Source organism: Halobaculum marinum (assembly GCF_029338555.1).
Classification (GTDB): domain Archaea; phylum Halobacteriota; class Halobacteria; order Halobacteriales; family Haloferacaceae; genus Halobaculum; species Halobaculum marinum.
This window is the reverse complement of record NZ_CP119989.1, coordinates 1593710-1620069: the sequence shown is the minus strand read 5'-3', so window position 1 is coordinate 1620069 and position 26360 is coordinate 1593710. Positions and strand designations below refer to the sequence as shown.

Genomic DNA, 26360 nt, shown 5'->3' with positions numbered 1-26360 from the left:
GCGTCTCGACGTACCCGACATGGATCCCGACGAGGTTCGCGACGACTGGGCCCAGCGCGAGGGGGAGTTCTCCCCGCGCTACTACGCCCACAAGGGACCGGACGACACCAGCGACGCGCTCCTGTCGGCCATCGAGTTCTACACCAGTAGCGACGCGCGCGTGCTGGAGGTCGGCTGTGGCTCGGGGCGCCACCTCGAACACCTCCGACGCAACGGGTTCGACCACCTCGCTGGCGTCGACATCAACGAGGAGTCGTTCGCGGTGATGGACGAGGAGTTCCCCGCGCTCGCGGACTCCGGGACGTTCCACGTCGGCGCCATCGAGGACGTGGTCCCGGAGTTCGACGACGACGCGTTCGACGCGGTCTACTCCGTCGAGACGCTCCAGCACGTCCACCCCGACGACACCTGGGTGTTCGAGGAACTCGTCCGCGTCTGCTCCACCCTCCTCGTCACCGTCGAGAACGAGGGCAACGGCGCCAAGCGCGGTCGCGACGGCGCGGAGGTGAGCTACGTCAACGACGAGTTCCCGCTGTACCACCGCAACTGGAAAGACGTGTTCTCGGCGTTGGGCGGGGTGCAGGTCGTGAAAGAGCCGACGAAGCGCGACACGATCCGGGCGTTCAAGCTCCCGTAGTCGTCGCGATCGCCGGCGACGACTGGCCCTCGCCGTTCACGAGCCCCGAGGTCTCGTGAGTGCGAACGTCCGGTCGCGGGTTTCACCCGCTGTCTGTCCGAGACGCTCGGTCGCCTTGCTCAGACACTGCGAGTTGCTGGGCGGCTCGGGCCGCCCGGCCTCGCTGCGCTCGGCCGCGCACACCTCGCCGCCGTCGGTTCGAGACTTCGTTCGCACCGCTCACTCGGTCTCGCTCGTCTCGCTTACTTCCCTTCGAACTCCGGCTCCTCGTTGGACATGAACGCCATCACGCCCTCCATGAGGTCGTCGGTGTTCATCAGCTGGCCGAACGCCTGCGCTTCGATCTCCAGCCCGGCGTCGGTGTCGTCGCGCCCGGCGAGCATCGCGCGCTTCGTGTAGCGCTGGGCGACCGGCGGACCGGCGGCCAGGTCCTTCGCCAACTCCATCGCGCGGTCGGCCAGTTCGTCGTTCTCGACGACCTCGTTGAGGAAGCCGTAGTCGGCCATCTCCTCGGCCTCGTAGCGGTCGGCGGTGAAGATGATCTCCTTGGCACGCCCCTCGCCGACGATGTGGCGCAGGCGCTGGGTGCCGCCCCACCCCGGCAGGAGGCCGAGGTTGTGCTCGGGCTGCCCGAGTTCGGAGCGCTCGGAGGCGATCCGCATGTCCGCGCAGGTGGCGAACTCCATGCCGCCGCCGAGGCAGTAGCCGTCGATACCGGCGACGACCGGCACGTCGGCCGACTCGAACTTGCCGAACGTGGACTGGCCCTTGCGCGACAGCTCGACGGAGTGGAGCGGGTCGCCACCGCCGGCGGCCATGCTCTGCACGTCGGCGCCGGCGGAGAACGCGCGGTCGCCCTCGCCGGTGACGAGCACGGCGCGCACGTCGTCGTCGGCGTCGAGTTCGTCGATGGCGACGCTCAGGTCGTCGAGCATCTCGCCGGAGATGGTGTTCATGCGGTGCGGGCGGTCGAGCACGATGTGGCCCACCTTGCCGTCGCGCTCGATGCGGATCGTCTCGAAGTCGTGTCCGTCGTCCTCGTCGCCGCCGCCGTAGAAGCCCTCGCCGTCGTCGACGAGGTCACGGAGGTAGCCGACCGCCTCGTAGCGCTCGGCCTCGGTGGCCTCGGCGCGCTCGTCGAGCGTCTCCAGCAGCGTGTCGAGGCCCACCGAGTCGGCCATCTTCGCGGGGCCGTCGGGGAAGCCGGCGCCCAGCTTCACCGCCTGGTCGATGTCGCCGGCGTCGGCGACGTCGTTGCCGATGAGACCGGCGACCTCGTTGGCCATCACCGCCAGCAGCGCGTGCTTCACGTCCTCGGAGATGGCGTCCGAGGGCACGTCGGCGCCGCCGTCCTCGTAGTCGTAGAAGCCCGCGCCGGTCTTCTTCCCGAGGTCCTCGTTCTCCACCTTCTCGGTGAGGAGGGGACACGGCTCGTAGGCGTCGCCGAGCACCTCGTGCATGTACTCCAGCACGTGGACGCCCACGTCGATACCGACCTGGTCGGCCAACTCGAAGCTCCCCATCGGGAGACCGAGATCGTACTTCGTCGTGGAGTCGACCTCCTCGATGGTCGCCTCACCCTCGTGGACGAGCCACGCCGCCTCGTTCATCAGCGGGACGAGCACGCGGTTGACGATGAAGCCCGGCGAGTCCTTGCGGACGCGCACCGGCGTCTTGCCCATGCGCTCGGCGACGTCCTCGACGAGCGAGAGCGTCTCCTCGTCGGTGTGGGCACCCGAGATGACCTCGACGAGCTGCATCCGCACCGGCGGGTTGAAGAAGTGCATCCCGCAGAAGCGCGCCTCGCGCTCGGTGACCTCAGACAGCTCCGTGATCGAGAGGCTCGACGTGTTCGAGGCGAACACGGCCTCGTCGGGCGCGTGCGCCTCGACCTCGGCGTACACGTCCTTCTTGATGTCCATCTTCTCGGGCACCGCCTCGATGATGAGGTCCGCGTCGGCGACGGCGTCCTCGACGGGGACGACCGCCGACACTCGTTCGAGCGCGGCGTCGGCGTCCGCCTCGGAGATCTGGTCTTTCTCGGCGAGTTTGCCCAGCGACCACTCGATCTGGTCGTACCCCTTCTGGACGAACTCCTCGTTGATATCCCGCATGTGCACCTCGAACCCGGCGAGGGCGGCGACCTCCGCGATACCGTGGCCCATGTTCCCCGCACCGAGAACCGCGATCGTCTCTACGTCATCAACGTCCATGTTCGTCGCGTCGGAACGCCCCCGATTCAACGTTTCCCTCCGTCCCGACGCCAACACGTCGCCCGTTTCCCGGAGTTCCCGTTGCAGGTCGTCGTCGAATCCCCCGAAAGCCGTTTCTCGCCGCCGCGTCCACGGTGGAGTATGCCAGTCGACTCCGACGCCGACGCGTTCGACGCGCTCGACCCCGCCGACCGGGAGGCGCTCGCTGCGCTCCGTGACGACGACCGTCTCGGCCCCGTGATCCACCGCCACGGCCCGCTGACAATCGAACCGGCGGCAGACCCGTTCGAGCGCCTCGTCGTCTCGATCCTTCGACAGCAGGTGTCGATGGCGTCGGCGGCGGCGACACGCGAGCGGCTGTTCGACGCCGTCGAGGTGACGCCCGAGGGCGTGCTCGCCGCCGACGAGCAGGTGTTGAAAGACGCCGGCCTCTCCCGGCAGAAGACCCGGTACGTGCGCAACGTCGCCGAGGCGTTCGCCGAACACGGCTGGGAGCGCGGCAGTTTCGAGTCGATGACCGACGACGAGGTGCGCGCCGCGCTGACCGACATCACCGGCGTCGGCGAGTGGACCGCGAACATGCAACTGCTGTTCACGCTCGCGCGTCCCGACGTGTTCCCGGTCGGCGACCTGGGGATCAGGAAGGGGATGGAGGAACTGTTCGGCAGGGAGATGAGTCGCGCGGAGATGGTCGACGAGGCCGAGCGGTGGGCGCCGTACCGGAGCTACGCGTCACTGTACCTGTGGCGCGCGAAAGAGGACATCGCCGCCAGCGTCGACGAGGTCGTCGGCGACGAGTAGTCTCACGCCGTCGCGGGACCGCGCCGCCGCTGGTGGCGGTGAGAAGACAGAGAGAAGGGGGGACCGGCTTACAGTTCGACGGCTTCCTTCTGGCCGAGCGACTCGGGCACCGTGAAGCGGATGCTCGTGGTCGCGCCGGACATCGTGTTGATCTTGATCGTGACCTCGTCGCCCTCGTTAAGTACATCACCGTTCGTCGGACCGCTCACGTCGAACACGAGGTTCAAGCGGTCGTCGGCGTCGTTCAGGACGTTCTCGCTACCTGCGGCGTTCTTCACCGACTCGTAGGAGTACAGCTTGTCCCCGTCCGTGAGGGCGCCGTTGTCGCTGAAGTTCTGCGTCGTCGACTGGAGTTGGTAGGTACCAGTCGGACCGATCCACGTCACCGTGGCGTTGTGAATGTCGATCTCGCCGGCGCCGGGCGCCTGCGTCACGGTCACGTTGACGATGTCGATCTCGCCGTTGGTCGTGACGTTCCCGACCGTCGCGACCTCCTGCAGGCGGTTACTGACCTGCTTACTCGATTGTTGACCCGTCTCCTGCGACTTGCTCTGGAGGAAGCCGGCGGTGTTGATCAGGACGCCCGCGGCGATCGCCGCCACGAGCACCATCGCGATGAACACGATGAGTGTCCCGATTCCTACCTGCCCGCGCTCTTCCTCGTCCGTGATAAATTCGAACATCGGTTGTGTTGCTCCCACCCGTTCGCTTCGAGGACCGGGCGTACATCGACCGCCGGCAAGCGGAGTAATATACCTTAGCCGCCGGCTATCAGATCGGATAGAATGGAGTGAAAATCGGGTGACACGCCGGGGGTACCGTCGGGCGTGTCTGAGAACCGGGCGCTACTCGTCGTCGTCGTCGTCGCCTTTCATGTGCTGCAACTGCGAGACGAGGTCGTCGGTGGACGCGCCGGCCTCGAAGCTCGCCTTGCCGTCGTGGTCGTTCTCGTGTGCGTCGACGGTCGAGCCGTCGCCCGCGTCGCCGCCGTCGTTCTGCTGACGCTCCTGCTCGGATTCGTCGTAGCTCCCGAAGCCCATACTGATGACTGCTCACGCGAGACGGAAAAGCGGTCCGGCCTGTCGACGGCCGTGTGAGTGGCTGACGGGCGTTACTCCTCGACGCCCTCCTCCTCCTCTTCGTCGAGGTCCGGGTCAGCGCCTTCGTCGGCGCGGCGCTGGACGTCGACGCGGTAGTGCTGGAGGATGTCCCGGCCCAGCAGGACGGGGTACTCCATGTGCGAGCGGTCCTCGACGCTCGCGGTGACAGTGTGCTGTTCGCCGCCGATCCCGACCACGAGGTCGACGACCGGTCGGGCCTTCCCGGACTTCATCGAGCCGGACTTCACGCGCGTCATGCTCTTGATCGGGCCAGCGCCGATTTCGGCGGCCAGCTTCGTGTCGATGGACGAGCGCGTCGCGCCCGTGTCGGACTTGGCGTACGCCTGGGTCGCCCCCTGCGTCCCCGCGACGTTGACCTCCTCGATGTAGCCGATGATCGGGACCTGTCCGTCGTTGATCCGGCGCTCTGCCGGCATGCACGCGGGCGTGGAGTCGTCGAGCACCGCCGACAGCTCCGTCACCAGGTCGTCGTCGACGCTGCCGCCGACGCGCTCGATGGCGAGGCGGGCGATGTGTGGCGCGGGCGAGCGGCCACTGGCCTTGAACAGGCCTTTGAACCCCGCCGTGGGATTGACTTCGAGGACATACCAGCCGTCGTACCCCTGCACGAGGTCGACGCCGGCGTAGTCGAGACCGATCGTCTCGGCGGCCGCCAGCGCCATCTCGCGCGCCTCGTCGTCGAGGGAGTCGGACGCGTCCTCCACGTCGCCGCCGAGCGCGACGTTCGTCCGCCAGTCGTCCTCGGGGGCGTAGCGGTTCATCGCGCCGACGACCTCGCCGCCGACGACGTACACGCGGGTGTCGTGGTGGCGCGCGTCGTCGCGGTCGATGAGGTCCTGCAGGAACGCCTGGCGGTTCCCGACCTGCGGGTTCACCGGCTCTGTCAGGTCGACCTTCCACGTCCCGCCGCCGTGGGTGCCGATCGCCGTCTTGTACACGCCCTCCTCGCCGAAGCGGGCGCGACCGTCGTTGAGGCGGTCGTTCGACAGCGCCAGCAGTGCGTCGGGGACGCGGACGCCCGCTTCCGCGAGGGCGACGGCGGAGGCGAACTTGTGCATCGCCGTCAGCACGGCCGAGGGGTCGTTGAGGATCGGTCGCGCTCGGCCGAACGTGTGCGCGAGGCCGAGTCCCTCCGCTGGCTGTTCGATGTTCGACAGCAGCATCCGATTGGCGATCACGTCTACCTCCGGCTCGATGGTGACTTCGCCGTCCTCGATGCTGACGGCGGCGTTCTCTCGGCGCAGCCAGACGGGTTCGTGGCCCAACGCCTCGATGGCGTTGCAGATCGCTTTCGACTCCTTGCTCGTGTGGAGCGAGAGCACCCCCACGCGGACTGGATCCTCGGTCATGGATCGGTCACTCGGCGGGGAAGGGAAATGTGTCCCGGTCCGGCGAAGCCGTGACAGCCGCGGACACGGCCCTCACCGCCGAACGCGGGCGACTGCGACCATCGACGAGAACCGCCCGACGCGACGCGGGCGTGCCGTGTCGGCGTCCCTGTGCTGTCCTTTATACCCCTCCGTCGCACACCGGCGAGCATGAGCGACGACGGGTCATTCACCTACAACGGTGGGCGAGTCGGCCCCGGCGAGCGGCAGAACATTCGGTTCGTGGTGTCGGAGACGTATCTGGGGGACCCCGTGCGCATCCCCGTAACGATCATCAACGGGGCGCGCCCCGGCCCGACGGCGTTCCTCTCGGCGGCCGCCCACGGCGACGAACTCAACGGAATCGAGGTCGTCCGGGAGGTGGCCCACGAGTGGGACCTCTCGTCGCTAGCGGGCACGCTGATCTGTCTCCCCGTATTGAACGTCCCGGGCTTTCTCGCCCAACAACGCTACCTCCCGGTGTACGACCGCGACCTCAACCGGTCGTTCCCGGGGGCTGCCGACTCGACCAGCGCCAAGCGGATGGCCGCCCGCATCTACACGAACTTCATCGAACCGTGCGACTTCGGCCTCGACTTCCACACCTCTACGCGAGGCCGCACCAACATGATCCACGTCCGCGCCGACATGGCCGACGCGGACGTGGGGCGCCTCGCCCGCGCGTACGGGACGAACGTCATCATCGACAGCGAGGGTTCCTCGGGGATGCTCCGCACCGAGGCGTCCGTCGACGACACCCCCACCATCACCGTCGAGATGGGCGAGGCCCACCGCTTCCAGCGGGCGCTCATCGACGAAGCGCTCACCGGCGTCCGCTCGGTGTTCGCCGAGTACGGGATGCTCCCGACGGAGTCGGTGCGGTGGCCGGGGTGGCGGACCGTGATCACCGAGGAGCGCGAGAAGACGTGGCTGCGCGCCGACGCCGGCGGCATGGTCGACATGCACTTCGAGCGCGGGTCGCTCGTCCACGAGGGCGACACCGTCTGCACCATCACGAACCCGTTCAAAGACGACAACGTCACCATCGAGGCGCCGTTCACCGGCCTCCTCGTCGGTGTGCTGGAGAACCCGGTCGTCTACCCGGGGAACCCGCTGTGTCACCTCGTGGAGTTGGGCCAGCGGACCCGGCGCGTCGTGGAGATGGAGCAGAGTCCGAACACCAGCGTGGTGTGACGGGGCTCGGCGATTGCGCCCCCGCGGCGCCCTACACGCGCGCAACGCCGTTCAGTCGCCCTCGGATTCGCTGCGCCGGCCCCGCCGAGTCCTGTCGGATCGGTCGGGTCGGGACGTGCCTCCGTGCGAGTGCGTCACGTAACTACTATACCACCGTGGGCCGGAGCGACAGTACGTATGAGCCAGTCGTATGACAGGGGCCTCGTCGAGGACTTCGGCCGGTGGCGGGAGTTCTCGGCGGGGATGTGGGCCTGGGTGTTCCACAAGTTCACGGGCTGGGTGCTCGTGGGCTACCTCTTCACCCACATCGCGGTGCTGAGTACCGCCATCTCCGCCGCCGGACAGTCGCAGGCGACCATCGCGGCGAACAACGACGTGTACACGACCGTCATCGTCACGCTGGAGAGCCTGCTCGTCGTCCGCATCCTGGAGGTCGGACTGCTCGCGGTGGCCGTGTTCCACATCCTGAACGGCTGCCGCCTGCTGTTGGTCGACCTCGGGATCGGACTGGACAGCCAAGACAAGAGCTTCTACGCGTCGCTCATCCTGACGGGCGCCATCGTCGTCGCGTCGGTGCCGACGTTCCTCGCGGGGGTGTTCTGAGATGGCCGAGCGCTACTCCTCGTTCGAGTCGGGCGGGCGCCGCTGGCTGTGGCAGCGCATCACCGCCGGGTTCCTCGTGGTGGTGCTGGCGTTCCACTTCTTCCTGCTCCACTTCGTGAACCACGCCGACGAGGTGACGTTCCTCGCCTCGAGCATGCGGATGCAGGACCTCACCTACTACTCGCTGATGGTGCTGTTCCTGATCACCGCGACGTTCCACGGCGTCAACGGCGTCTACAACGCCTTGGAGAACCAGGGCCTGTCGGGCACGCCGAAGCAGGTCGTCAAGTACACGCTGATCGCGGCGAGCCTCGTGCTCGTCGTCCAGGGGATCCGCACCGCGAACGCCTGGGCCGGCTTCCCCACCTTCTGACCATGAGCACGCAAGTTCCAGAGACCGAGACGGAGACGGAGACCGAGGCAGAGACGGAGGTCGAGCACGGCGAGCCGCTCGCGCCGGCCCAACAAGAGCGCATGCGCAAGAAGGCAGAGGGCCGCGCCGAGCGCGAAGAGCGCGCCAAGCAGGAGGCCGAAGAGCGCGCCAACGCCGAGGACGACACATACCACCTCAAGGTGTTCCGCTTCGACCCCGAGGTCGAAGGGAAGCAAGAGCCGCGCTTCGACGACTTCCACGTCCCGTACAAGAAGGGGATGACCGTCCTCGACGCGCTCATCTACGCCCGCGACACGTTCGACTCCTCGCTCACGTTCCGGCACTCCTGCCGGCAGGCGATCTGCGGGTCGGACGCGTTGTTCGTCAACGGCTCTCAGCGACTCGGCTGCAAGACCCAGCTGTCGGACCTCGACGAGCCGGTGCGCGTCGAGCCGCTCCCGCACGCCGACGTCGAGAAGGACCTGGTCGTCGACATGGAGCACTTCTACGACCAGATGGAGTCCGTCGAGCCGTACTTCGACGCCGACGAACTCCCCGACGGCGAGTTGGAGGAGCAGCGCCAGACGCGGGAGAACCGCGAGAAGGTGAAGATGTCCACCCGGTGTATCTGGTGTGGCGCCTGTATGTCCTCGTGCAACATCGCCGCGGGCAACAACGAGTACCTCGGCCCCGCCGCCATCAACAAGGCGTACCGCTTCGCCATGGACGAGCGCGAGGGCGAGGACCGCAAGCAGCACCGCCTCAACATCCTCGAACAGGAGAACGGCGTCTGGCGCTGTCAGACCCAGTTCTCGTGCACCGAGGTGTGCCCGAAGGACATCCCGCTCACCGAGCACATCCAGGAACTCAAGCGGGAGGCCGTCAAGAGCAACCTGAAGTTCTGGTAGGCTCACCCGGCCAGCGACACGGATCGGCACGCGATTGAAGTAGCCGGAACCCTAAGCGGGTTCAGCGACGAACCCACGGGACCCCGGCTCGAACGGACGACTGGACACACGACACACACCACACGACACAATGTACGAACACGACGTTATCGTGGTCGGCGCCGGCGGCGCGGGACTCCGCGCAGCTATCGCCGCCCAGGAGGAGGGCGCGGACGTTGCGATCGTCTCGAAGCTGCACCCGGTGCGGAGCCACACGGGCGCGGCCGAAGGCGGGATCAACGCCGCCCTGCGCGAGGGCGACTCGTGGCAGGACCACGCCTACGACACGATGAAGGGCTCGGACTACCTCGGCGACGCGCCCGCCATCGAGACGCTCTGTAAGGACTCCCCGAAGGAGGTCATCCAGCTGGAGCACTGGGGGATGGCGTTCTCCCGTGAGGACGACGGGCGCGTCTCGCAGCGACCGTTCGGCGGCCTCTCGTTCCCGCGGACGACGTACGCGGGCGCCGAGACCGGTCACCAGCTGCTCCACACGATGTACGAACAGCTCGTCAAGCGCGGGATCACCGTGTACGACGAGTGGTACGTCTCGGACCTCGCGGTCACCGACGAGGAGCGCCCCGAGGACCGCACCTGCCACGGCGTCGTCGCCTACGACATCCAGAGCGGCGAGCTGTCGGGCTTCCGCGCCAAAGAGGGCGTCATCCTCGCGACCGGCGGCCTCGGCCAGGTGTTCGACCACACCACCAACGCCGTCTCCAACACCGGCGACGGCGTCGCGATGGCCTACCGCGCGGGTGTCCCCATCGAGGACATGGAGTTCATCCAGTTCCACCCGACCAGCCTGCCCAGCACGGGCGTCCTCATCTCCGAGGGTGTCCGCGGCGAGGGCGGCATCCTCTATAACAGCGAGGGTGAGCGCTTCATGTTCGAGTACGGCTACGCCAGCAACGCCGGCGAACTCGCCTCGCGCGACGTCGTCGCCCGCGCCGAACTGAGCGAGGTCAACGAGGGGCGCGGCATCGACGACGAGTACGTCCACCTCGACATGCGCCACCTCGGCGACGAGCGCATCACCGACCGGTTGGAGAACATCCTCCACCTCGCGAAGGACTTCGAGGGCGTCGACGGGCTGAAGGAGCCGATGCCCGTCAAGCCCGGCCAGCACTACGCCATGGGCGGCATCGAGACCGACGAGAACGGCGAGACGTGCATCGGCGGCCTGTACGCCGCCGGCGAGTGCGCCTGCGCGTCCGTCCACGGGTCGAACCGCCTCGGCGGCAACGCCCTGCCGGAGCTCATCGTCTTCGGGAAGCGCGCCGGCCAGCACGCCGCGGGGAAGGACCTCGGCACCGCGAAGATCGAGACCGGCCAGCAGGGCGAGTACGAACTCGGCGAGGTCGACACGCCCGTCGAACCCGGCGAGGTCGAACCCGCCGGCGACGCCGTCGCCGACGGCGGCGTCGCGGCTGACACCGGCTCGATGTCGGGTCACGACGTCGTCGAGCACGCCGTCAAGCGCGAGCGCAATCGCGTCCAGACGCTGATGGACCGCGACGAAGGCGTCCAGCACGCCGAGATCCGCTCGGCGGTGCAGAAGTCCATGACGCAGCACGTGAACGTGTTCCGCGAGGAGGAGGGCCTCAAGCAGGCGCTGGAGGACATCGCGGAGGCACGCGAGCGCTACCGCGACGTGTTCGTGAAGGACCCGTCGCGCACGTTCAACACGGACCTCATCCAGACCATCGAGACGCGCAACATCCTCGACACCGCGGAGGCCATCACGCTCGGCGCGCTCGCGCGCAAGGAGTTCCGCGGCGCCCACTGGCGCGCGGAGGCCCAAGAGCGCAAGGACGACGAGTGGCTCAAGCACACGATGCTGTCGTGGAACGACGGCACGCCGGAACTGTGGTACAAGCCGGTCATCCTCGAGGGCGAGGACAAAGAGTACGAGCCGAAGATCCGGTCGTACTGAGTCGTCGCGTCAACGCAGCCGGTCCCGTTTTTCGTCGAACGCGTCTCCGTCGACAGTCGAAACCGCACGCCGATACGCCCCGGTTGACGATTTACTCGGAGTTGCGTAATTCCCGTATTCACCCACGAACAGCGCCCTCAGCTCCCCTACCGCAAGTTTCGACGAACGTCGTACCACAGTTTTACGTGTGTCGAAGCGTTGTGTCGGGACAAGATGGCTACGACGCAGGCGGACGCAGTCGACACCGAACGGCAGACGCCGATGACACAACTACCGGAGGGCGTCTCCTCCCCCCGTGCGAAGTTGGTGTATCTCTACCTCGCGACCCACGGTGCGGTGTGTGAGGACGACCTCTGTGACGGCCTCGCGATGAAGCGCATCTCTCTGTACTCCATCCTGAAGACGCTGCGCGAGGGCGGCCACGTCGAGAAGGCCGACGGTCGCTACGCACTGGCGTAGTCGAGACGCTCCTTCAGGGTCCGGGCGAGAAGCCCGGCGCGTACGCGACTTCCCACAGGTGACCGTCAGGGTCGGCGAAGTACCCACTGTACCCGCCCCAGTCGGTCGCTGCGGCACGCTTCTGCACCGTCGCCCCCGCGCGCTCGGCCGCCGCGAGCACCTCGTCGACGCGCGCCTCGCTGTCGACGTTGTGGGCGAGTGTGACCCCCGAGAACCCCTCCCCGGCGGCCTCGACGCCGGCGTCGGCAGCCAGTTCTTCGCGCAGGTACAGCGCGAGCCACGTCCCCCGAAGGTCGAAGAACACGATGTCGCCGTCATCGTCGCCGTCGTGTCTCGGCAGGCCGAGTCCGTCCTCGTAGAACGACGTCGCGGTCGCGAGGTCGTCGACGCCGAGCGTGACGATACTGATGTGCGGGTCCATCCTGAGCGGACGCTCCCGGGCGTCGTGAAGCTGTCGCGGGGGGAGAACGAACCCCCGAGCGTGTCGGCCGATGCGAGGCGACTACCCGCCGAGGAAGTCCTTGCGGACCTGCTCGTCGTGCAGGAGCGCGTCCCCGGTGTCGACGTAAGCGTTCTCGCCGTTCACGAGCACGTAGCCGCGGTCACAGCGGCGCAGCGCCTCCTTGGCGTTCTGCTCGACCATGAGGATGGCCGTGCCGTCGTCGTTGATGCGGTCGATGCGGTCGAACATCTCCTGGACGAGGTCGGGCGCGAGGCCCGCCGACGGCTCGTCGAGTAAGAGGAGGTCGGGGTCGAGCATCAGTGCCCGTCCCATCGCGAGCATCTGGCGTTGGCCGCCGGACATCGTGCCGGCGCGCTGGTCCGAGCGCTCCCGGAGAATCGGGAACCGCTCGTACACCCACTCGATCTGGTCTTCGGGCACCTCGTCGAGGATGTACGCACCCATCTCGAGGTTCTCGCGCACGGTGAGACTCTCGAACACGTTCTCGTTCTGCGGGACGTAGCCGATGCCCTCGTGGATGATCTCGTCGGGCGAGCGGCCGTGGATCTGCTCGCCGTCGAACTCGACGACGCCGCCCATGTACGTCGTCAGCCCGAAGACGGACTTCATCACGGTCGACTTGCCGGCGCCGTTCGGGCCGACGATGGTGACGTACTCGCCGTCGCCGACGTCCATGTCGACGTCGGTGAGGATCTGGAGGTCGCCGTAGCCGGCGTCCAGGTCACGCACGCGGAGGAGGCTCTCCTCCGGGAGCGCGGCGTCGGCGGCGCGCGTCGCGCCCGCCGTCTGCTCGGCCTCCACCGTCTCCGTCGCCTCGCCCTCTGCGCTCATACGTCACCTCCGAGGTACGCCTCGACGACGCGGTCGTCGCTGGTCACCTGTTCGGGGGTGCCCTCCGCGAGCACCTTCCCTTGGTGCATGACGATGACGTGTTCGCAGTTGTCCATGATGACGTCCATGTCGTGCTCCACGAACAGGAACGTGTTCCCCATCTCGCGGAGTTCGTGGATGCGGTCCAGCAGTTTCTCTTCCAGCGTCGGGTTCACCCCGGCGAGCGGTTCGTCGAGCAGCACCATGTCGGGGTCGGTCATCAGCGCGCGTGCCATCTCCAGCAGTTTCCGCTGGCCGCCCGATAGCGTCCCCGCGTACTCCTCTGCGAGGTGGTCGATCTCGAAGAACTCCAACTGCTGCCAGGCGCGGTCAAGCAGTTCCTCCTCCTGTGCGACCACCTGGTCGCGGAGGCCGGGCAACAGCGAGTAGCTGAGGCGCTCGCCCGACTGCCCCTTCGGTGCGAGCATCATGTTCTCCAACACGGTCATGTCGGGGAGTTCGCGAGCGATCTGGAACGTCCGCACGAGGCCCTGTTGGGCGATTTCGTGGGGCGCCATCCCGGTGATGTCGTTGCCGCGGAACGTCACCGACCCCGACGTGGGGGTGTGGACGCCCGTGATGCAGTTGAACGTCGTCGACTTCCCGGCGCCGTTGGGACCGATCAGGCCCGTGAGTGACCCCTCCGCGACGGAGAAGCTCGCCCCGTCGACGGCGGTGATGCCGCCGAACGTCTTGCGCAGGTCTTCGACGACCAGCGGGTGGTTCTCCGCGTCGCGGGTGCCCTGTGCGGCCGCCGCGACCTCGTCGCCGCCGGCGGCGCTCGTCTCGTCTGTCGTGGGTTCGGTGTCGGTGCTCATTGGTCACCTCCGTCCGTGTCGGTGCCGCCCTCGGCGCGGCGCGTCGGCCGGCCGAGGGGGATTGCCGCCGCCTCTTCCTTGCGGTGGCCGAGCAGCCCCTCCGGCCGGGTCTGCATCAGCACCACGAGGATCACGCCGACGAGGACGAACCGCAGCGCAGAGACGTTGCCGAGCATGTACGCGAGGAACGGCAACACTTCGCCCTCGACGAACGGCCCGATGGCCGCCGGGAACGTCGACGGCGTGTCGCCGAAGTCGACGAAGTTGGTGACGACACGGCGCACGTACACCGGACCCTCCCAGATGAGGCCGGCGAACAGCGCGCCGCCGAGCACGCTGCCGGTGTTCGAGCCGGCGCCCCCGATGATGAGCGCGACCCAGATGTAGAACGTGATGATCGGCCGGAAGGCGTTCGGGTTGGTGAACCCCTGACTCCCCTGCCAGAGGATGCCGCCCAGCCCCATCAGCCCACAGCCGAACATGAACGCGACGATCTTGAAGCGGTTCGTGTCCTTCCCGAGCGACTTCGCGACGACCTCGTCCTCGCGGATCGCCTTGAGGACGCGGCCGAACGGCGAATTGCCCGTGCGCACCAGCAGGACGTAGAACAGCGCCACGAAGCCGGTGAGCACGACGACGTACGCCCAGTTGACGATCACGGGCGGCTCGACCGCGAGGTCGAGCGTGAACGCCGGCAGCGGGACGACGCCGACGAGGGCCGAGTTCGGCGGGATCAACTCGATCCGCAGCCCCTCGAACAGCGGGAACAGCACCGATCCGAGCAACGCCGGCCCCGCGCCGGGGTCGAAGCTCTCGTAGAACAGCAGCCGCAGCGGGTTGCCCGGCATCGTCTTGCCGGTCGCCCCGCCGGTGCCGGTGGTGACCCCCGCGACGGTGAACTCCTGGAGCGCCCGTGAGTTGAGCGTCAGCCGGATGATCTCAGACAGCGCGACGGTGACGATGGCGAAGTAGTCGGCGCGCAGGCGCAGCGCCGGCAGCGCCGCGACGAGGCCGACGACCGCCGCCGCGATCATCCCGCCGAGGATGCCGATCGGGAGCGGTAGCCCCAACCCCGGGACGCCGGTCGCCCCGGCGTCGACGGGCGTCGAGAGGATGGCCATCACGTACACACCGACGGCCATGAAGCCCGCGATGCCGATGTTGAAGATGCCGGCGTATCCCCAGTGGAGGTTCAAGGCCAGCACCATCATCGCGTACACGGCGGTGAAGAAGAACACCGAGCCGAGCGCGCCCGCCAGCCCGTTGAACGGGAGACCGAGCGCGACCGCAAACACGAAGAAGACGACGACGACGTGGCCGAGGATGATCAGCAGTTTGTCCGCGTCTGACTCCATCCACCGCTCGTCGAGCCACGCGACGTACGGCTCGGCCGGCGGCGCCGTCGCGGCGTACAGCACGGCGACGGTGACGGTCAGGTAGACGAGCCAGACGAGACTGCCGCCGATCGGCAGCGACGACATGTCGAAGCCGACGACCAGCGAGAACACGAGCAGGCCGACGAGCAGGTGGCCAAGCGCGGTGCCCCACGCGACGGCGCCGCCCTGCGCCCACTGGTCGCGGAACCACTCGCGGTACGGCGTCCACCCGGGGATCTCTCGGGAGCCGTCACCGGCGCCCGAGGTGCTCGCGTCCGCAGTCTCCGTGGGTGAACTCATGCGGTGGTCACCCCGGAGAACAGTCCCTCCGGCTTGAACAGCAGCACGAGGATCATGACGCCGAAGGCGGCGACCGTGGAGAACTCGCTGGGGATCCACACCAGCGAGAGGTTCTGTGCGAGTCCCATCGTGATGCCGCCGAACATGGCGCCGTAGATGGAGCCGATGCCGCCGAGGATGACGGCCGCGAAGATGAGGAGCAGGAGGATCCAGCCGAACTGGAAGTTCATCGCGCCGCGTTCGAGCGCGATGAGGAAGCCGCCCGCGCCCGCGAGGCCGCCGCCGATGATCCACGTGAAGCGGACGACCCGCTCGGTCGGGATCCCGGTGACGCGTGCGAGGTCCTCGTTGTCGGCCATCGCGCGCATCGCCTTGCCCAGTTTCGTCGTCTGGAGCAGGAGGTGGACGCCCAACATGAGCGCCGCGGCGATCACGACGAGCGTGATCTCGTGGCCGCCGAGGGCGAGCGTCTCGCCGCCGCCGACCGGGAACGCGACCTCGGGCACCGACTGGGCGTCGGTGAGCCCGCGGGTGCGCTGTCCGAAGACGATGTAGATGGTGTAGCGCAGCGCCAGCGCGACGCCGATAGACGCGATGAGGAGGGCGATCCCCTCCTGGTCGCGCATCGGTTTGTAGACGACTCGGTCGATCGCGAGCGACAGCACGATAGCCGCGCCCGCGGCGACGACGAGTCCCACGATGATCGCGAGCGGCGTCGACAGCATCGACACGCCCAACTCCGTCGTCGACACCGAGCCGATGAACAGGAGCGTGGCGAAGTCGAACTGGCCCGCGCCCGCGATCAGCCACGTCACGGCCCAGCCGGTGAACGCCCCGGTGGTGACGTAGTCTCCGTGGCCGAAGTTCGCGAAGTTCAGAATACTGTACGTCATCGAGAGCCCGACGCCGGCCAGGCCGATGGAGAGGCCGACGACGAGGCCGTCCCAGAGGTACGTGGCCAGTTGGGCGTTCGTCAGCCCACCAGGTGCCGCGAGCTGGCGGACGATGTCCAGCGCCAACAGCGCGACGACGGCCGCGACGACGAGGACGAACGGTCTCTCGACGGCGAGTTCCCTGCCGCGTGTGTACGTTTCGCTAATGCCCATTGGTGTTCCTTCTCACGATTCGAGAGGTAGCGCGATACACTTAACCGTTCTTTCAGCGCCCGTGGACGGTTAGTCCGCCGACACGACAACCGAACGCACAGATCGAACAGACACAAGCGACAAGCACTGTCGGAACGACTAGACAGCGTGATGACCACAGGGACCGACGACGGGGGGGAGTCCGTCGTCGTCGACCGCGGCACCGTCGATGACGTCGACGCGACCGCCGACCTGTGGGTAGAACTCGCTCGCGGCCAGCGCGCGCACGGGACGCACCTCCTTGCCGCCCCCAACCGCGACTCCGCCGCCGACGCGGTCGCACACGCCGTCGTCTCCGGCGGCCTGCTCGTCGCGCGCGACGAGGTGGCAGACGGGCAGGTGATCGGGTTCGTCACCTTCGGCCGCGAGTCGGGCCGGTACCGACAGGACGTCGAACGCGGCACCATCTACAACCTCTACGTTCGTGACCCGTACCGCGACGCCGGCGTCGGGGCACGACTGTTGACTGCCGCGGAGGCGGCGCTGGCGAACGAGGGGGCGGACATCGTGTCGCTGGAGGCGATGGCCGCCAACGACGACGCACGACGGTTCTACGAGCGGCACGGCTACACCGAACACCGCGTCGAGTTGGAGAAACCACTCGACGGGGCAGAAAGCGATAGCGATTAAACGGAGGATACAGTACGTTCGCAACGGGCGCCGGGGGAGCATGGGCGGTGCATGCACTCGACTTGTAATCGAGACTTCGCGGGTTCGAATCCCGCCCCCGGCTCTCTTGTAAAGGTTCGGAGCCGGTAGCGGCTGGATCACCTGATTCAGTGGCGGCTGTCGAGGGGTGGTCCGCGTGAACCGTCTCGGTACCGGCGGTTCGACCGACTGCCTGCACTGCGGAACTCACGTCACCCAGCGCTTCGCTCGCGTCTTCGGGGACGAAAACGGTAACGTCCATCGCTGTCAGGCCTGCGACTCCTCTCCTCGACTCAGCCGAGGATCCGCCGCAGGGAAGTCTGTCGACACGCACGTCGATCCGCTGGACCAGCCAACTCGGAACAGTGGTGCGCGGGTCGGGGCCGTCGAGACCGAGGGAGGTGACGGACGGTGAGCTCACATAGTGATCGTTCTGCCGGTGCCCGCGACGCTCAAATCCGCCGCGACCTGGAGCCCGACGTCGGCCCGCTTCCGGACGACGAGCACGACTGTGAAGCCGGCCCTTGCGACGAGTCGGCTGTGTTCGCTGTCCCCGCAACGGAGGGCGGTGAAGCTCGGTACTGTTCGTTCCATCTCGAGTGGTACCGTCGCGAGAATAGCGAGACCTGGGAACGATTAGAAGTCGCTCCGGATCGAGTTTGTTCGGCGAACCCGAACGACTACGCAGCCGCCGGGAATCGCTTTGTCTCTCTCGCCGACGCTCCTCAGCACCTCGCCGACGGCGATCTCGTTCGCGTCGCACTTCTCAACGACGGTCGTGTCCTCTACGAGTCCGCCGAACCCGAGGACGGAGTCGTCGAATACGTCGCGATCTCTGCTTCCTTGGACGTTGATGCGGCCACCAGTGTGGCCGTTCGGAAGGCTGGGGAGTGGCTTCGTGCGAATTTCCAGAAGTTCCGCTGGTTGGACGTCGAAGACGACGTCGCACGGGCCCTCACCCCGGCCTACACGGAACCCAGTCAGGGGGACTCGCCGTGACCGAGGGTGTCGACGAACGCCTCAAGGAGTTGCGGAAGCTCGAAGGTGCTGAGATAGTTGAACACGGAGAAGACTCGATCGAGTCCTCGGTCGACTCCGATGAGTCGAACACCCTACTCGGCACGGAGGGAGCGAGCAATGCACCGAACGTTGTCGACGCAGACACCCGCCTCTCGGCTAACGAGCATGCGGCAGCGAGAGGTCCCGACCCTCACCCGGCGTCACTTAGCAAAGCCAGCAGCGGCGAACGTACGCCCTCTCACCGACAGCATTCGGCAGACGTCGGAGCAGACCGGGGAGTCGACAATAGCTTCGGCGAGATCAACGCCGACCCAGGGATCTCGGTCGCCGACGTCCCGCAGCCGATCCCAGAGGGAGAGCCCGTCCCGACGGTTGACCCGCACATCCACGAACTGAACGCGAAGCTCCTGTTCACGTCGGAGAACTACGGCGCCTTCGGCGATGAAGACATCAGCGATCTGGACGACGATGCTGTGATCAAACGGCACAACGAATCTGCCCTCGCCCCCTACTGGGCGATCGTATCCCAGTGGGAACCCGATGACGTGATGCGTGACCGGTATGGCACCTTCGAGGCACTCGGCTACGAGTGGGAGTTCGTCCCGAGGGATGCAGAGAAGGCGGGAGTCACGTACTGGCAGGGCAAGATCGCTGCCAGAGGCCAGTCATTCGACGCGTTCAACGAATACCAGATCGGCGTTCGCACCACTGACGAGATCGGTGCCCGCAGTGCAAGCTTCCAGTTCCGGCCGGCGCTCCCTGCCGCGACCCACTGCGACAGCGGCGAATTGATCGGCGGGATGCCTCGCGATATGCCGTACGGCGTTCGGGTTCAGATCGGTTCCTCGAATCTTACTCCCGACGAGACGACTGAGTTGCTCCGTTCGGTCGCCGACGTGATCGGCGTGAACTCCGACTACTTCGGCGAGGACCGTATCCATCAGTGGTCTCGTGCCTTTGGACTCGGTCAGTACGTCCGCCTCGATCGTGAGGAGGCTCAGAAGAAACTCGTCGGGCGCGGTTCGGCCTTGGACCGTCTCGCTCGCTTTGCCTCGACGATGGAAGGCTCTTCAGGTGAGTACGAGTGGGACAACGAGGAGGTCATGGGCCACCGAAACGCCCTGCTCCTCGACTCTCACGCCTGGTCGAAGCTCATCCCACAAGACCAGTTCGCAAAGCTCCTGAAGTACTACCACCCGAAGAACCCGCGCTCGGAGTCGACCACTGCCGATGAGGACCCTCTACGCGATCCAAAGTTCGAGATCCAGTTCTCACCCACCTACAACGAAGAGGACTCGGTCCCGTGGCAATCCGACGCTGTCTACGACTTTCGGGATCTCATCGAAGAGGCCGAGAACGCGCTGATGAATGTCCTCAACTGGGCAAACGTCACAACTCGTGCCGACGAGCGAACGTTCACCGAGGACGAGTATTGGACGCCGACTGAGTCCGTCACCGACTACGTCGAGTTGGTGCGGGATCCGATGCCCCGCATCGAGAAGATCGAGAACGCCGCCGCCCTGAAGCAGTTCGCGGACGGGGCCTCCTCGCTCGGCGAGCGCCACGTTCTCCAGGCGGTTGCTGATGGTGGTTCAGCGATGCACTGGACTGACGTCCGCGAGGCCGCGGGACAGTCCAAGTCGACGATCTATCGGGCGGTGAAGCAGTTCGACGACATCCTGAAGATCCAGAACGGCTCGATCGGCTTCGAGGACGGGATCATCCGCGACCGCGTCGACCAGCTCCTCGGTTCGTTCAACGATGCGATGGACTGGGTCCGAGGCGAGGCCGGACATCTCGCCGACAAGGCTGCTCGATTCGCCCAAGCAACGTCTGCGCTCGGTCGCTGGGCGCGTCGCCACCTGGCCCACATCGAGGAGACTCACGACGGTCTCCTCGTTGATCTCACCGGTACCCCGCTCCTCGAGCGTGAGTTAGAGGAGATCCTTCGCTCTGGGTTCAACGCTGCGTACGATGACGGCTCCCACGCCGCTCGCACGTTCGTCGAGGATACCGTGTTCAGGTGGTACTCGAAGGAGCAGGAGCGCGTCCGCGAGTCGAAGAACATCGTCCTGGAGGAGGCTGGGCGTGTGAAGATCTGCGGGAACAAGCGGGCGTCCTTCGGCGTCTCGCGGGGCAGCGCGCCCCGCTGAGGCGGTCCTGGTGAGAGGCATCTCTCACGATCACCCCTTCTTTTCGCCTTCACGCGACAGAACTACCGCATTTCTGTTGTCCTTGTAATGTGTTCTTGCCTGTCGACCACCTGGGGTCTGTTCAGCGCCGTCCCGCGATCTGGCACAGCACCCCTTAGGGAGTGTGCCTAAGGGCACAAGCCCGGAATACCCCCGACCTGCTTCGCAGGCCGGGGACCCCCCGCCCTACAGCAACGCAATACTCCGCCCCCGCACCACCGCAGAAAGAGACCCCAGCCGGTCGTCGCTCACAGGCCCACACTTCCCGCGTCCACGCCCTCCGCGTCGCCCCCGCCAAAGGCGCTCGCGTTCTTTGGAGCGATCCCGATGTCCGCCAGCGACCGCTCGATCAGCGGCTTCACGCGGTCGATGTCGTGCATCCGCACGGTGTCGTCGAGCCGTGCTCGAGCTGACGCCTCCGCCAGCCGCATCAACGCGACTTGTTTCCGTGCCGTAATCGGTAGCGGCGGCCCGTCGTAGTCACCGTCGCCCATCGCGTCCGTGTAGCGCTCCGGGAGCGAGGTCTTCGTCTCGGCGAACCACGCGGAAACCTCGCGTTCGACCTCCTCCGAGCGGATGCGCGGCTTCACCTCTTTCGCTCGCGCGATGTACGCCGACAGCTCCTCCGCCGAGAGGTCGCCCTCGATCGCGCCGCGTTCCTCCGGCGTGAGTTCCTCGCCCAGCTCGTACTTCGCCGCCGCCGTCCGGGCGCGCGTCATCTTCTCGGCGACCTGTAGGATCAGGTCGTAGTCCTCCCGTGCTTGCATCCGCAGGATCAGGTCGAACCGCGACAGCAGCGGCGACTGAAAGTCGACCTGCTCGGCGAAGTCCTTCGTCGGGTCGAAGTGCCCGCCCGTCGGGTTCCCCGCCGCCAGCAGCGCCGTCTCCGCCGGCAGGGAGGCGTTCTTTCCCGCCTTGTCGACGTGCACCGTCTGGGACTCGAGCGCCGTGTGGAGCGCGTCGAGGTCCGACGTGTCGCCCTTGTCCAACTCGTCGACAACCGCGAGCCCGCCGTTCGCTCGAACCAGCGTGCCGGCCGCGATCGACCACTGCTCGTCCGAGAAGTCGTTCTTCACGATCGCCGCGGTCAGCCCTGCCTCGCTCGCACCCGTCCCGTCGGTCATGGCTCCTCGAGGCACGACGCCGAACGCCGCCTGTAGCAGCACGGTCTTCCCGACGCCAGGGTCGCCCAGCAGGTAGATGTGTGAGTCGCCGCGGTGCCGGCGACCGTCGGGGCCGGTCTTCGCCCACCCGCCGATCAGTTGGAGGACGAGCGCCCGCACGACCTGTTTGTCGCGGGGGCCCGCCGCCTCGAAGTTCGGCGCGAACGACTGGCAGAGTCGTTCGAGTGGGTCCGGCGAGTCGACGACGTCCTCGACGACCGCGTCGAACCGCTCGTCGGAGTAGTCGGCTCCCGCCTCCTCCTCCGGGATGTACTGGTTCCCGTGGATCGTCGTGTCGAACACGACCTTCCCCGTCCACACACTCGAGAACTTCCCGACGACGGTGAGCCGCCCGCCCGACTCGAGGTCGCCCTCGCCGGTGATGTCGTCGGTCCAGTGCACGTCGATGTGCTCGGTGTCGCCCATCGCCGTCTCTGGCGGCTGTTGTAGCCGTATCTTCTGGTAGTCCTCGAACGACGACTGGCCCTCGTTCAGCCGGAAGAAGCCCCCTTCTTCGCATCCCTGGCAGTTGTTCGGCTGGCGGATGTTCCCGTACGGCGGTTGCGGGACGTACGTCATGGTCCCGCACCGAAGACACTCGAACGCGCCTTCGGTCACCTTCGGGCTCACACCCGTCCGCTGGGTCACCTGGCCCTCGAGCGCCACCAGTTCGCCCACGTGCTCCGTCGGGTCGAGTTCCCCCACGACGAACGTCGACGACTCCGGCAGGTTGTGGACTCGGACGTTCACTCGCGACATCGACAGGTCGACCGGGAGGTCCACGACCCGGATCGCCTCCTCGATCTCCTCGAGCGTGTCGTCGGGAGCGCCCAGCAGCCGGTCGGCCAGCGACTCGTCCCAGCGAGCGAGGTCGTGCCAGTCGAGCGCGAACGTCCGCGACTCGTTCGGGTACTGCTGGGCCAACTCCGCCAGCGCGTCCATGTGCTCGTTCCGTAGCCACCGCCCGAGGCGTTCGATGCCGTCGTTCTTCCCGTTCATATCCGTAGCAGGTTGGTTCCGTAGTTCTGTTCGGCGGCGCCGCAGCGCTCGCACTCGTGGATGCCGTAGCCCATCTCGAACTCGACCCTGTCGAGCGATCCGACGAACGTCCAGTCGTGAATCCCGAGCACGCACCTGATCGACCGCATCACTCGCCCTCCGTCGGTGCGAGCACTTCGAGCCGGAACCGTTCCATCCGGGCGACGAGATCCTCGTACAGTTCGCGCTCGGCGTCGGTCAGCGTCGACGTGTCTGTCGGGGCGTCAGCCGCTTCCCACGACGCCAACTTGATGATCTTCCCGAGTCGCCGGTCGACGAGTCCGTCCGCGACGTCTTCTGCCGTCCGCCGCTCGCGCTCGTCGAGGTCGCCGTCGAGGTACTCCACGAGTTCCGGGTAGAACCACTCGGGGAGATCCTGTAGCGAGTCCTGGCGCCGCGAGCGCTGTTTCCGCTCCTCGAGGTCGGCGAACTTCACGGCAGTACACCTCGTTGCATCAGCTCGCCAGCGAGGCGACCACCCTGCTCCCACGCCAGCGTCAGCGACGCCTGGATCTGCGACGGCTGGATGCTGACCCAACCGAGCAGCACCAGCACGAGCAGGAGGCCGGCGGCCAGTTGAACGTCGCGCACGCCCTGCGAGGCGACGCCCGCGGTCTTCGAGCCGACTTTCGACAGCCGCCGAGCCCACAACGCGAGCCCCAGCAGCATCGCCAGCACGCTCACCGAGATCTCGACGCCGTACTGTGCGAGCGCTTCGGCCAGCAGCGCGTTCACGTCAGTCATAGATGTTCACCACCGTGCCGCCGTCGTCGTCGGCTCCGTCGCCCGTCGACGCCGTGCTCGAGGGACTCGACGACCCCGAGTCGCCGACGAACGGGATGCCGCCGTCGCCCTGGCGCCAGCGGTTCAGCGCCAGCGCGGCGCCGACGGCGATGATGATCGACCCCATCACCGCCAGCAACGGCGCCGCCGAGTCCACCGCGTTCCGGATCGGCACCGAGATCGTCCCCGGTCGGAGCAGTTCGAGCCCGATCACGAGGACGATCGCCACGCCGCCGAGCAGGTACGGCTGTTCCTGCGGCGGCCGGTCGAGGACGTCCGGCGCGCGCTCCCGGATCAGGATGTACCCGACGACCACGGCGCCGAGCAGTCCGAACACGAGGATTGCCGTCAGCGGCCCGCCCTCTTTCGCTTCGCGCACGACCCGCTGTCCGCCCTGTTCCCAGAAGCCGCCGGTACTGTCGGAGGACACCGACCCGTCGGACTCTGCCTCGAACACGACGGTCTCCTCGGAGTCGTCGTCCACGAGGATCGCCGGGTTCGCCCCCGAGTCGTCGAGCGTCGTGCCGCGAGAGGACTCGAGCACCGCGCCCGACGTCGGCGGCGTCAGCCACCGATACGTCACGGTGTCTCCCTGAGCGTCGCCGGGTGCGACCTCGACTGTCGGTCGCGTCGACGAGTCTGCCACGTGGAAGCGCGCCTCCCCCGAGTCGAGAACCGCCTCGATCGGGAGCGACGCCACACGGGCCGTCTCCGGGCTCGATGCCCCCGGAAGGTACAGCCGTTGGTCGCCCGACGCCGTGATCTCGCTCACCTCGCGGACGTCCCACGACTCGTTGTACGTGTAGTGGATCCGCGCACCGTCCGCGGTCCCGCCCACGCCGATGTACGAGTCCGAGTTCCACGAGTCGATCTGGAACCTCGTATCGAGCGACTCGTCCGGCGTCGACGGGTCGGTCACCGTGATCGACCCGTTGTAGACGGTTACCTTCGAGGCGGTCACCCGCACCTCCGTCTTCGTGCCGGCGGAGACGTCGCCGACGTTCACCTCGAGGTCCTGTCCCTCGAGCGTGTAGTCGGTTGTCTCCTGCCAAATGCCGTCGTTGGTCGAGATCTCGACCGAGTCGATCGCGACGACCCGAGACGGCAGCGTCGCCGTGTGGATCGCGTCCCGGCGGTCGCTCGCCCACGTCTTCGAGTCGTTGTACGAGTACCGCCAGCGCGTGTCGTCGACGGCAACCTCGTGGATCGACACTGCGTCGTGCGTGATGTCCAGGTCGACCTGCGAGTCCGGCGCGTCCGCCGACAGCGTCCCGTCGCCGGTCGTGACGTTCAGGCGGTTCGTCCCCTCGACGAGACAGCTGGCGTTCAGCGTCAGCGTTTCCGTCTGGCCCTCGGGGATCGTCCCGTCGTACGCCGTCGTGCAGTTGTTAAGTTCCACGCCGGGGTCTGTCGATCCGGCAGTCGTCTCTGTGTAGTTCACCTGATAGTCCGCTTCCCCGCCCTCGTTCACGGTTATGCTCACATTCTCCGCGGATGTGGGAACGGTCGTGCTTTTTGTGACTGTCTTTCCAGCAATATCCGGGAAATCCACGGTTTCACTCCCGATATTAACGGTTGCACTCTCTGCTGGCGGGCCGTTCCCGAGCCACACCGCAAGCGGTCTGCCGTTGTATGCGTCTCCGCCATCGAAGGTGAAGTACATCGTGTCGAACGGCGGACTCTCTGAGCTATTGTACGGAACCTGCCAAGTGCCCGGAGGATCCTGCTTGGCGACGAACTCTAGATGAACCGCCCCGCTCGGTGCCGTTTGCGGATTGTCAAACGTTATCGTCTGATAGCCTGCTCCTGTCCGTAAGTCAACATCGGACGCAACCAATGTCCCGGACTGTGACCCGTCGACCGCACCATCTGCCAGATACACATCGACCGGGAACGAACTCCCCGGCGTGGAACGGAATTTGAAGGTCACTTTTGAGACTTCTTCCCCGGACGTGACGCTATCAATCCGAACCTCTGAGTGCGTCATACCCGGTTGGAAGATACCGAAGTCCGCACCCGCGTTCGGAGCGGGTCGGTATCCGTCGAGAACGTACTCGCCGGACTGGCCGGAAAGCGTGATATTCGCTGGGACGCTCGACCCATCGGACGCGATAGAGATCCCCACCGATCCGGAGCCGAACACCTGCCCGCTCACGCTATCCGTCTCGGTGCTATTGAGGCCCGTCGCATTTACCGTCACGTTCGACGCCGCGTCGAGGTCCGCCAGGTCCCACGACAGCGAGGAGCCGTTCGAGAACGTCCCGCTCGCATGGAACTCGCCCTCGAAGGTCACCTGATTCGTCGAGAACTTCGGCACCTCGAACCGGACGACACCGTCGCCAGCGTCGACCTGCCGGACCCACGTCTCGCCCGACGAGTGGACGCCCGTCACCGTCTCCGGGATGTGCCCGACGACCGCACGGACGAGATCGGCGTCGACGGCGACCTCGCGGCCCTGGTGGTTCACGTCGTCGCTGATCAGCAGCACCGCGTCGCCCGACCCGCCGAACGTCACGCCTGCCGAGTCGTTCACGCGGTCGCCAGACGTGAGCGTCACGTGCGTGGTCGACGCGTGCGCGCTCGTCGAGACCGCGCCCTCGAGGTCGGACTGAGTCACGCCCAGCGGCGAGTCGCTCGCGAGATCGACGTCGACGTTCGAGTCCGGAACGCCGAGCATACCCGCGGGGGCGGCCGTCGCGCTTCCGACGAGCGCGCCCGCAAGAGCCGCCTGGAACACGAGCAGGAACGCGGCGACTCCTGCCGCGATCCGAACTCCGGTTCTGGCGCTCATCGGCCTACCTCCGACCCCGAGATGGGGAGGGGGCCCCCCCACCCACAGCGGGGGGTGTGTCCGATTTCTGAGTCCACACGCGCGCGCAGGAGGCGTGTCGAG

Annotated in this window: 26 protein-coding genes and 1 tRNA gene; 13 read left to right on the top strand and 14 right to left on the bottom strand. The window is 66.9% G+C overall.

The features are described from left to right. The first annotated feature begins 19 nt into the window (after positions 1-19). Positions 20-637: a class I SAM-dependent methyltransferase gene (locus P0R32_RS08340; protein ID WP_276236493.1), complete on the top strand. Its 618-nt coding sequence runs from the start codon at positions 20-22 to the stop codon at positions 635-637. A 242-nt stretch (positions 638-879) separates the two neighbouring features. Here the strand turns inward: P0R32_RS08340 and P0R32_RS08335 are convergent, their stop codons facing one another. Further along, a complete protein-coding gene (locus P0R32_RS08335) occupies positions 880-2850 on the bottom strand; it encodes a 3-hydroxyacyl-CoA dehydrogenase/enoyl-CoA hydratase family protein (RefSeq protein ID WP_276236492.1) in 1971 nt (656 codons plus the stop codon). Between the two features lie 141 nt (positions 2851-2991). Here P0R32_RS08335 and P0R32_RS08330 point away from each other — a divergent pair, with 141 nt between their 5' ends. Next, positions 2992-3651 carry a DNA-3-methyladenine glycosylase family protein gene (locus tag P0R32_RS08330; RefSeq protein ID WP_276236491.1) on the top strand — a complete coding sequence of 220 codons (660 nt, stop codon included), beginning with the start codon at positions 2992-2994 and terminating at the stop codon, positions 3649-3651. 68 nt (positions 3652-3719) lie between these two features. Here P0R32_RS08330 and P0R32_RS08325 read toward each other — a convergent pair whose 3' ends face one another. The 3 genes from P0R32_RS08325 to P0R32_RS08315 form a co-directional block, all read right to left on the bottom strand. Then, complete coding sequence (locus P0R32_RS08325) at positions 3720-4334, bottom strand: flagellin (protein ID WP_276236490.1); 615 nt, start codon at positions 4332-4334, stop codon at positions 3720-3722. A gap of 162 nt (positions 4335-4496) precedes the next feature. Then, positions 4497-4691, bottom strand: coding sequence for a DUF5786 family protein (locus tag P0R32_RS08320; RefSeq protein WP_276236489.1), 195 nt, complete (start codon positions 4689-4691; stop codon positions 4497-4499). Positions 4692-4762: 71 nt separating this feature from the next. Further along, the gene (locus P0R32_RS08315; RefSeq protein WP_276236488.1) at positions 4763-6121 is read right to left on the bottom strand and encodes a putative ATP-dependent zinc protease; all 1359 of its coding nucleotides are present in this window, start codon (positions 6119-6121) and stop codon (positions 4763-4765) included. 189 nt (positions 6122-6310) lie between these two features. Between P0R32_RS08315 and P0R32_RS08310 the strand changes: the two genes are divergently transcribed. The 6 genes from P0R32_RS08310 (at position 6311) to P0R32_RS08285 (ending at position 11651) form a co-directional block, all read left to right on the top strand. Beyond that, on the top strand, positions 6311-7333 hold the full coding sequence (locus P0R32_RS08310) for a succinylglutamate desuccinylase/aspartoacylase family protein (protein WP_276236487.1): 1023 nt from the start codon (positions 6311-6313) through the stop codon (positions 7331-7333). A 177-nt stretch (positions 7334-7510) separates the two neighbouring features. After that, positions 7511-7936 (top strand): succinate dehydrogenase, cytochrome b556 subunit, encoded by a 426-nt coding sequence (gene sdhC / locus P0R32_RS08305; RefSeq protein WP_276236486.1) that lies wholly within the window; start codon positions 7511-7513, stop codon positions 7934-7936. Between the two features lies 1 nt (position 7937). Beyond that, the gene (locus P0R32_RS08300) at positions 7938-8309 is read left to right on the top strand and encodes a succinate dehydrogenase hydrophobic membrane anchor subunit (protein WP_276236485.1); all 372 of its coding nucleotides are present in this window, start codon (positions 7938-7940) and stop codon (positions 8307-8309) included. Positions 8310-8311: 2 nt separating this feature from the next. After that, positions 8312-9217: a succinate dehydrogenase/fumarate reductase iron-sulfur subunit gene (locus P0R32_RS08295; RefSeq protein WP_276236484.1), complete on the top strand. Its 906-nt coding sequence runs from the start codon at positions 8312-8314 to the stop codon at positions 9215-9217. A gap of 130 nt (positions 9218-9347) precedes the next feature. Next, the gene (locus tag P0R32_RS08290) at positions 9348-11192 is read left to right on the top strand and encodes an FAD-binding protein (RefSeq protein ID WP_276236483.1); all 1845 of its coding nucleotides are present in this window, start codon (positions 9348-9350) and stop codon (positions 11190-11192) included. A 213-nt stretch (positions 11193-11405) separates the two neighbouring features. Continuing rightward, the gene (locus P0R32_RS08285) at positions 11406-11651 is read left to right on the top strand and encodes a TrmB family transcriptional regulator (protein WP_276236482.1); all 246 of its coding nucleotides are present in this window, start codon (positions 11406-11408) and stop codon (positions 11649-11651) included. 13 nt (positions 11652-11664) lie between these two features. Here P0R32_RS08285 and P0R32_RS08280 read toward each other — a convergent pair whose 3' ends face one another. From P0R32_RS08280 to P0R32_RS08260, 5 genes are all read right to left on the bottom strand, one after another. Further along, complete coding sequence (locus tag P0R32_RS08280) at positions 11665-12072, bottom strand: VOC family protein (protein WP_276236481.1); 408 nt, start codon at positions 12070-12072, stop codon at positions 11665-11667. A gap of 81 nt (positions 12073-12153) precedes the next feature. Then, a complete protein-coding gene (locus tag P0R32_RS08275; RefSeq protein ID WP_276236480.1) occupies positions 12154-12945 on the bottom strand; it encodes an ABC transporter ATP-binding protein in 792 nt (263 codons plus the stop codon). Next, positions 12942-13802 (bottom strand): ABC transporter ATP-binding protein, encoded by an 861-nt coding sequence (locus tag P0R32_RS08270; RefSeq protein ID WP_276236479.1) that lies wholly within the window; start codon positions 13800-13802, stop codon positions 12942-12944. Before P0R32_RS08270 ends, P0R32_RS08275 begins: the two co-directional genes overlap by 4 nt. After that, positions 13799-15478, bottom strand: coding sequence for a branched-chain amino acid ABC transporter permease (locus tag P0R32_RS08265; RefSeq protein ID WP_276236478.1), 1680 nt, complete (start codon positions 15476-15478; stop codon positions 13799-13801). Before P0R32_RS08265 ends, P0R32_RS08270 begins: the two co-directional genes overlap by 4 nt. Beyond that, the gene (locus P0R32_RS08260; RefSeq protein ID WP_276236477.1) at positions 15475-16584 is read right to left on the bottom strand and encodes a branched-chain amino acid ABC transporter permease; all 1110 of its coding nucleotides are present in this window, start codon (positions 16582-16584) and stop codon (positions 15475-15477) included. Before P0R32_RS08260 ends, P0R32_RS08265 begins: the two co-directional genes overlap by 4 nt. Before the next feature lie 150 nt (positions 16585-16734). Here P0R32_RS08260 and P0R32_RS08255 point away from each other — a divergent pair, with 150 nt between their 5' ends. The 5 genes from P0R32_RS08255 to P0R32_RS08240 all read left to right on the top strand — a co-directional run bounded on the left by P0R32_RS08255 (position 16735) and on the right by P0R32_RS08240 (position 20444). Further along, complete coding sequence (locus tag P0R32_RS08255) at positions 16735-17253, top strand: GNAT family N-acetyltransferase (protein ID WP_276236476.1); 519 nt, start codon at positions 16735-16737, stop codon at positions 17251-17253. Between the two features lie 29 nt (positions 17254-17282). Further along, a tRNA-Thr gene (locus P0R32_RS08250) sits at positions 17283-17356 on the top strand. Positions 17357-17419: 63 nt separating this feature from the next. After that, positions 17420-17686: a DUF7563 family protein gene (locus tag P0R32_RS17950; protein WP_432765124.1), complete on the top strand. Its 267-nt coding sequence runs from the start codon at positions 17420-17422 to the stop codon at positions 17684-17686. Then, a complete protein-coding gene (locus tag P0R32_RS08245) occupies positions 17683-18270 on the top strand; it encodes a hypothetical protein (RefSeq protein ID WP_276236475.1) in 588 nt (195 codons plus the stop codon). The genes P0R32_RS17950 and P0R32_RS08245 overlap by 4 nt, the downstream gene beginning before the upstream one ends. Then, positions 18267-20444 (top strand): DUF7845 domain-containing protein, encoded by a 2178-nt coding sequence (locus P0R32_RS08240; protein WP_276236474.1) that lies wholly within the window; start codon positions 18267-18269, stop codon positions 20442-20444. Before P0R32_RS08245 ends, P0R32_RS08240 begins: the two co-directional genes overlap by 4 nt. 287 nt (positions 20445-20731) lie before the next feature. Here P0R32_RS08240 and P0R32_RS08235 read toward each other — a convergent pair whose 3' ends face one another. From P0R32_RS08235 to P0R32_RS08215, 5 genes are read right to left on the bottom strand one after another with little or no spacing between them, the layout of a single operon-like run. Continuing rightward, entirely contained in the window at positions 20732-22645 is a 1914-nt protein-coding gene (locus P0R32_RS08235) for a minichromosome maintenance protein MCM (RefSeq protein ID WP_276236473.1), read from the bottom strand. Continuing rightward, on the bottom strand, positions 22642-22794 hold the full coding sequence (locus P0R32_RS08230) for a hypothetical protein (RefSeq protein WP_276236472.1): 153 nt from the start codon (positions 22792-22794) through the stop codon (positions 22642-22644). The genes P0R32_RS08235 and P0R32_RS08230 overlap by 4 nt, the downstream gene beginning before the upstream one ends. Beyond that, a complete protein-coding gene (locus P0R32_RS08225) occupies positions 22794-23120 on the bottom strand; it encodes a hypothetical protein (protein ID WP_276236471.1) in 327 nt (108 codons plus the stop codon). The genes P0R32_RS08230 and P0R32_RS08225 overlap by 1 nt, the downstream gene beginning before the upstream one ends. Beyond that, on the bottom strand, positions 23117-23428 hold the full coding sequence (locus P0R32_RS08220) for a hypothetical protein (RefSeq protein ID WP_276236470.1): 312 nt from the start codon (positions 23426-23428) through the stop codon (positions 23117-23119). The genes P0R32_RS08225 and P0R32_RS08220 overlap by 4 nt, the downstream gene beginning before the upstream one ends. Continuing rightward, positions 23421-26258: an RHS repeat domain-containing protein gene (locus tag P0R32_RS08215; protein ID WP_276236469.1), complete on the bottom strand. Its 2838-nt coding sequence runs from the start codon at positions 26256-26258 to the stop codon at positions 23421-23423. Before P0R32_RS08215 ends, P0R32_RS08220 begins: the two co-directional genes overlap by 8 nt. Positions 26259-26360 lie beyond the last annotated feature (102 nt).

Bases quoted from the DNA above. Each gene is read 5' to 3' on its own strand.
- P0R32_RS08340 (WP_276236493.1), top strand. From the start codon at position 20: ATGGATCCCGACGAGGTTCGCGACGACTGGGCCCAGCGCGAGGGGGAG.
- P0R32_RS08335 (WP_276236492.1), bottom strand. From the start codon at position 2,850: ATGGACGTTGATGACGTAGAGACGATCGCGGTTCTCGGTGCGGGGAAC.
- P0R32_RS08330 (WP_276236491.1), top strand. From the start codon at position 2,992: ATGCCAGTCGACTCCGACGCCGACGCGTTCGACGCGCTCGACCCCGCC.
- P0R32_RS08325 (WP_276236490.1), bottom strand. From the start codon at position 4,334: ATGTTCGAATTTATCACGGACGAGGAAGAGCGCGGGCAGGTAGGAATC.
- P0R32_RS08320 (WP_276236489.1), bottom strand. From the start codon at position 4,691: ATGGGCTTCGGGAGCTACGACGAATCCGAGCAGGAGCGTCAGCAGAAC.
- P0R32_RS08315 (WP_276236488.1), bottom strand. From the start codon at position 6,121: ATGACCGAGGATCCAGTCCGCGTGGGGGTGCTCTCGCTCCACACGAGC.
- P0R32_RS08310 (WP_276236487.1), top strand. From the start codon at position 6,311: ATGAGCGACGACGGGTCATTCACCTACAACGGTGGGCGAGTCGGCCCC.
- sdhC (WP_276236486.1), top strand. From the start codon at position 7,511: ATGAGCCAGTCGTATGACAGGGGCCTCGTCGAGGACTTCGGCCGGTGG.
- P0R32_RS08300 (WP_276236485.1), top strand. From the start codon at position 7,938: ATGGCCGAGCGCTACTCCTCGTTCGAGTCGGGCGGGCGCCGCTGGCTG.
- P0R32_RS08295 (WP_276236484.1), top strand. From the start codon at position 8,312: ATGAGCACGCAAGTTCCAGAGACCGAGACGGAGACGGAGACCGAGGCA.
- P0R32_RS08290 (WP_276236483.1), top strand. From the start codon at position 9,348: ATGTACGAACACGACGTTATCGTGGTCGGCGCCGGCGGCGCGGGACTC.
- P0R32_RS08285 (WP_276236482.1), top strand. From the start codon at position 11,406: ATGGCTACGACGCAGGCGGACGCAGTCGACACCGAACGGCAGACGCCG.
- P0R32_RS08280 (WP_276236481.1), bottom strand. From the start codon at position 12,072: ATGGACCCGCACATCAGTATCGTCACGCTCGGCGTCGACGACCTCGCG.
- P0R32_RS08275 (WP_276236480.1), bottom strand. From the start codon at position 12,945: ATGAGCGCAGAGGGCGAGGCGACGGAGACGGTGGAGGCCGAGCAGACG.
- P0R32_RS08270 (WP_276236479.1), bottom strand. From the start codon at position 13,802: ATGAGCACCGACACCGAACCCACGACAGACGAGACGAGCGCCGCCGGC.
- P0R32_RS08265 (WP_276236478.1), bottom strand. From the start codon at position 15,478: ATGAGTTCACCCACGGAGACTGCGGACGCGAGCACCTCGGGCGCCGGT.
- P0R32_RS08260 (WP_276236477.1), bottom strand. From the start codon at position 16,584: ATGGGCATTAGCGAAACGTACACACGCGGCAGGGAACTCGCCGTCGAG.
- P0R32_RS08255 (WP_276236476.1), top strand. From the start codon at position 16,735: ATGACCACAGGGACCGACGACGGGGGGGAGTCCGTCGTCGTCGACCGC.
- P0R32_RS08235 (WP_276236473.1), bottom strand. From the start codon at position 22,645: ATGAACGGGAAGAACGACGGCATCGAACGCCTCGGGCGGTGGCTACGG.
- P0R32_RS08230 (WP_276236472.1), bottom strand. From the start codon at position 22,794: ATGCGGTCGATCAGGTGCGTGCTCGGGATTCACGACTGGACGTTCGTC.
- P0R32_RS08220 (WP_276236470.1), bottom strand. From the start codon at position 23,428: ATGACTGACGTGAACGCGCTGCTGGCCGAAGCGCTCGCACAGTACGGC.
- P0R32_RS08215 (WP_276236469.1), bottom strand. From the start codon at position 26,258: ATGAGCGCCAGAACCGGAGTTCGGATCGCGGCAGGAGTCGCCGCGTTC.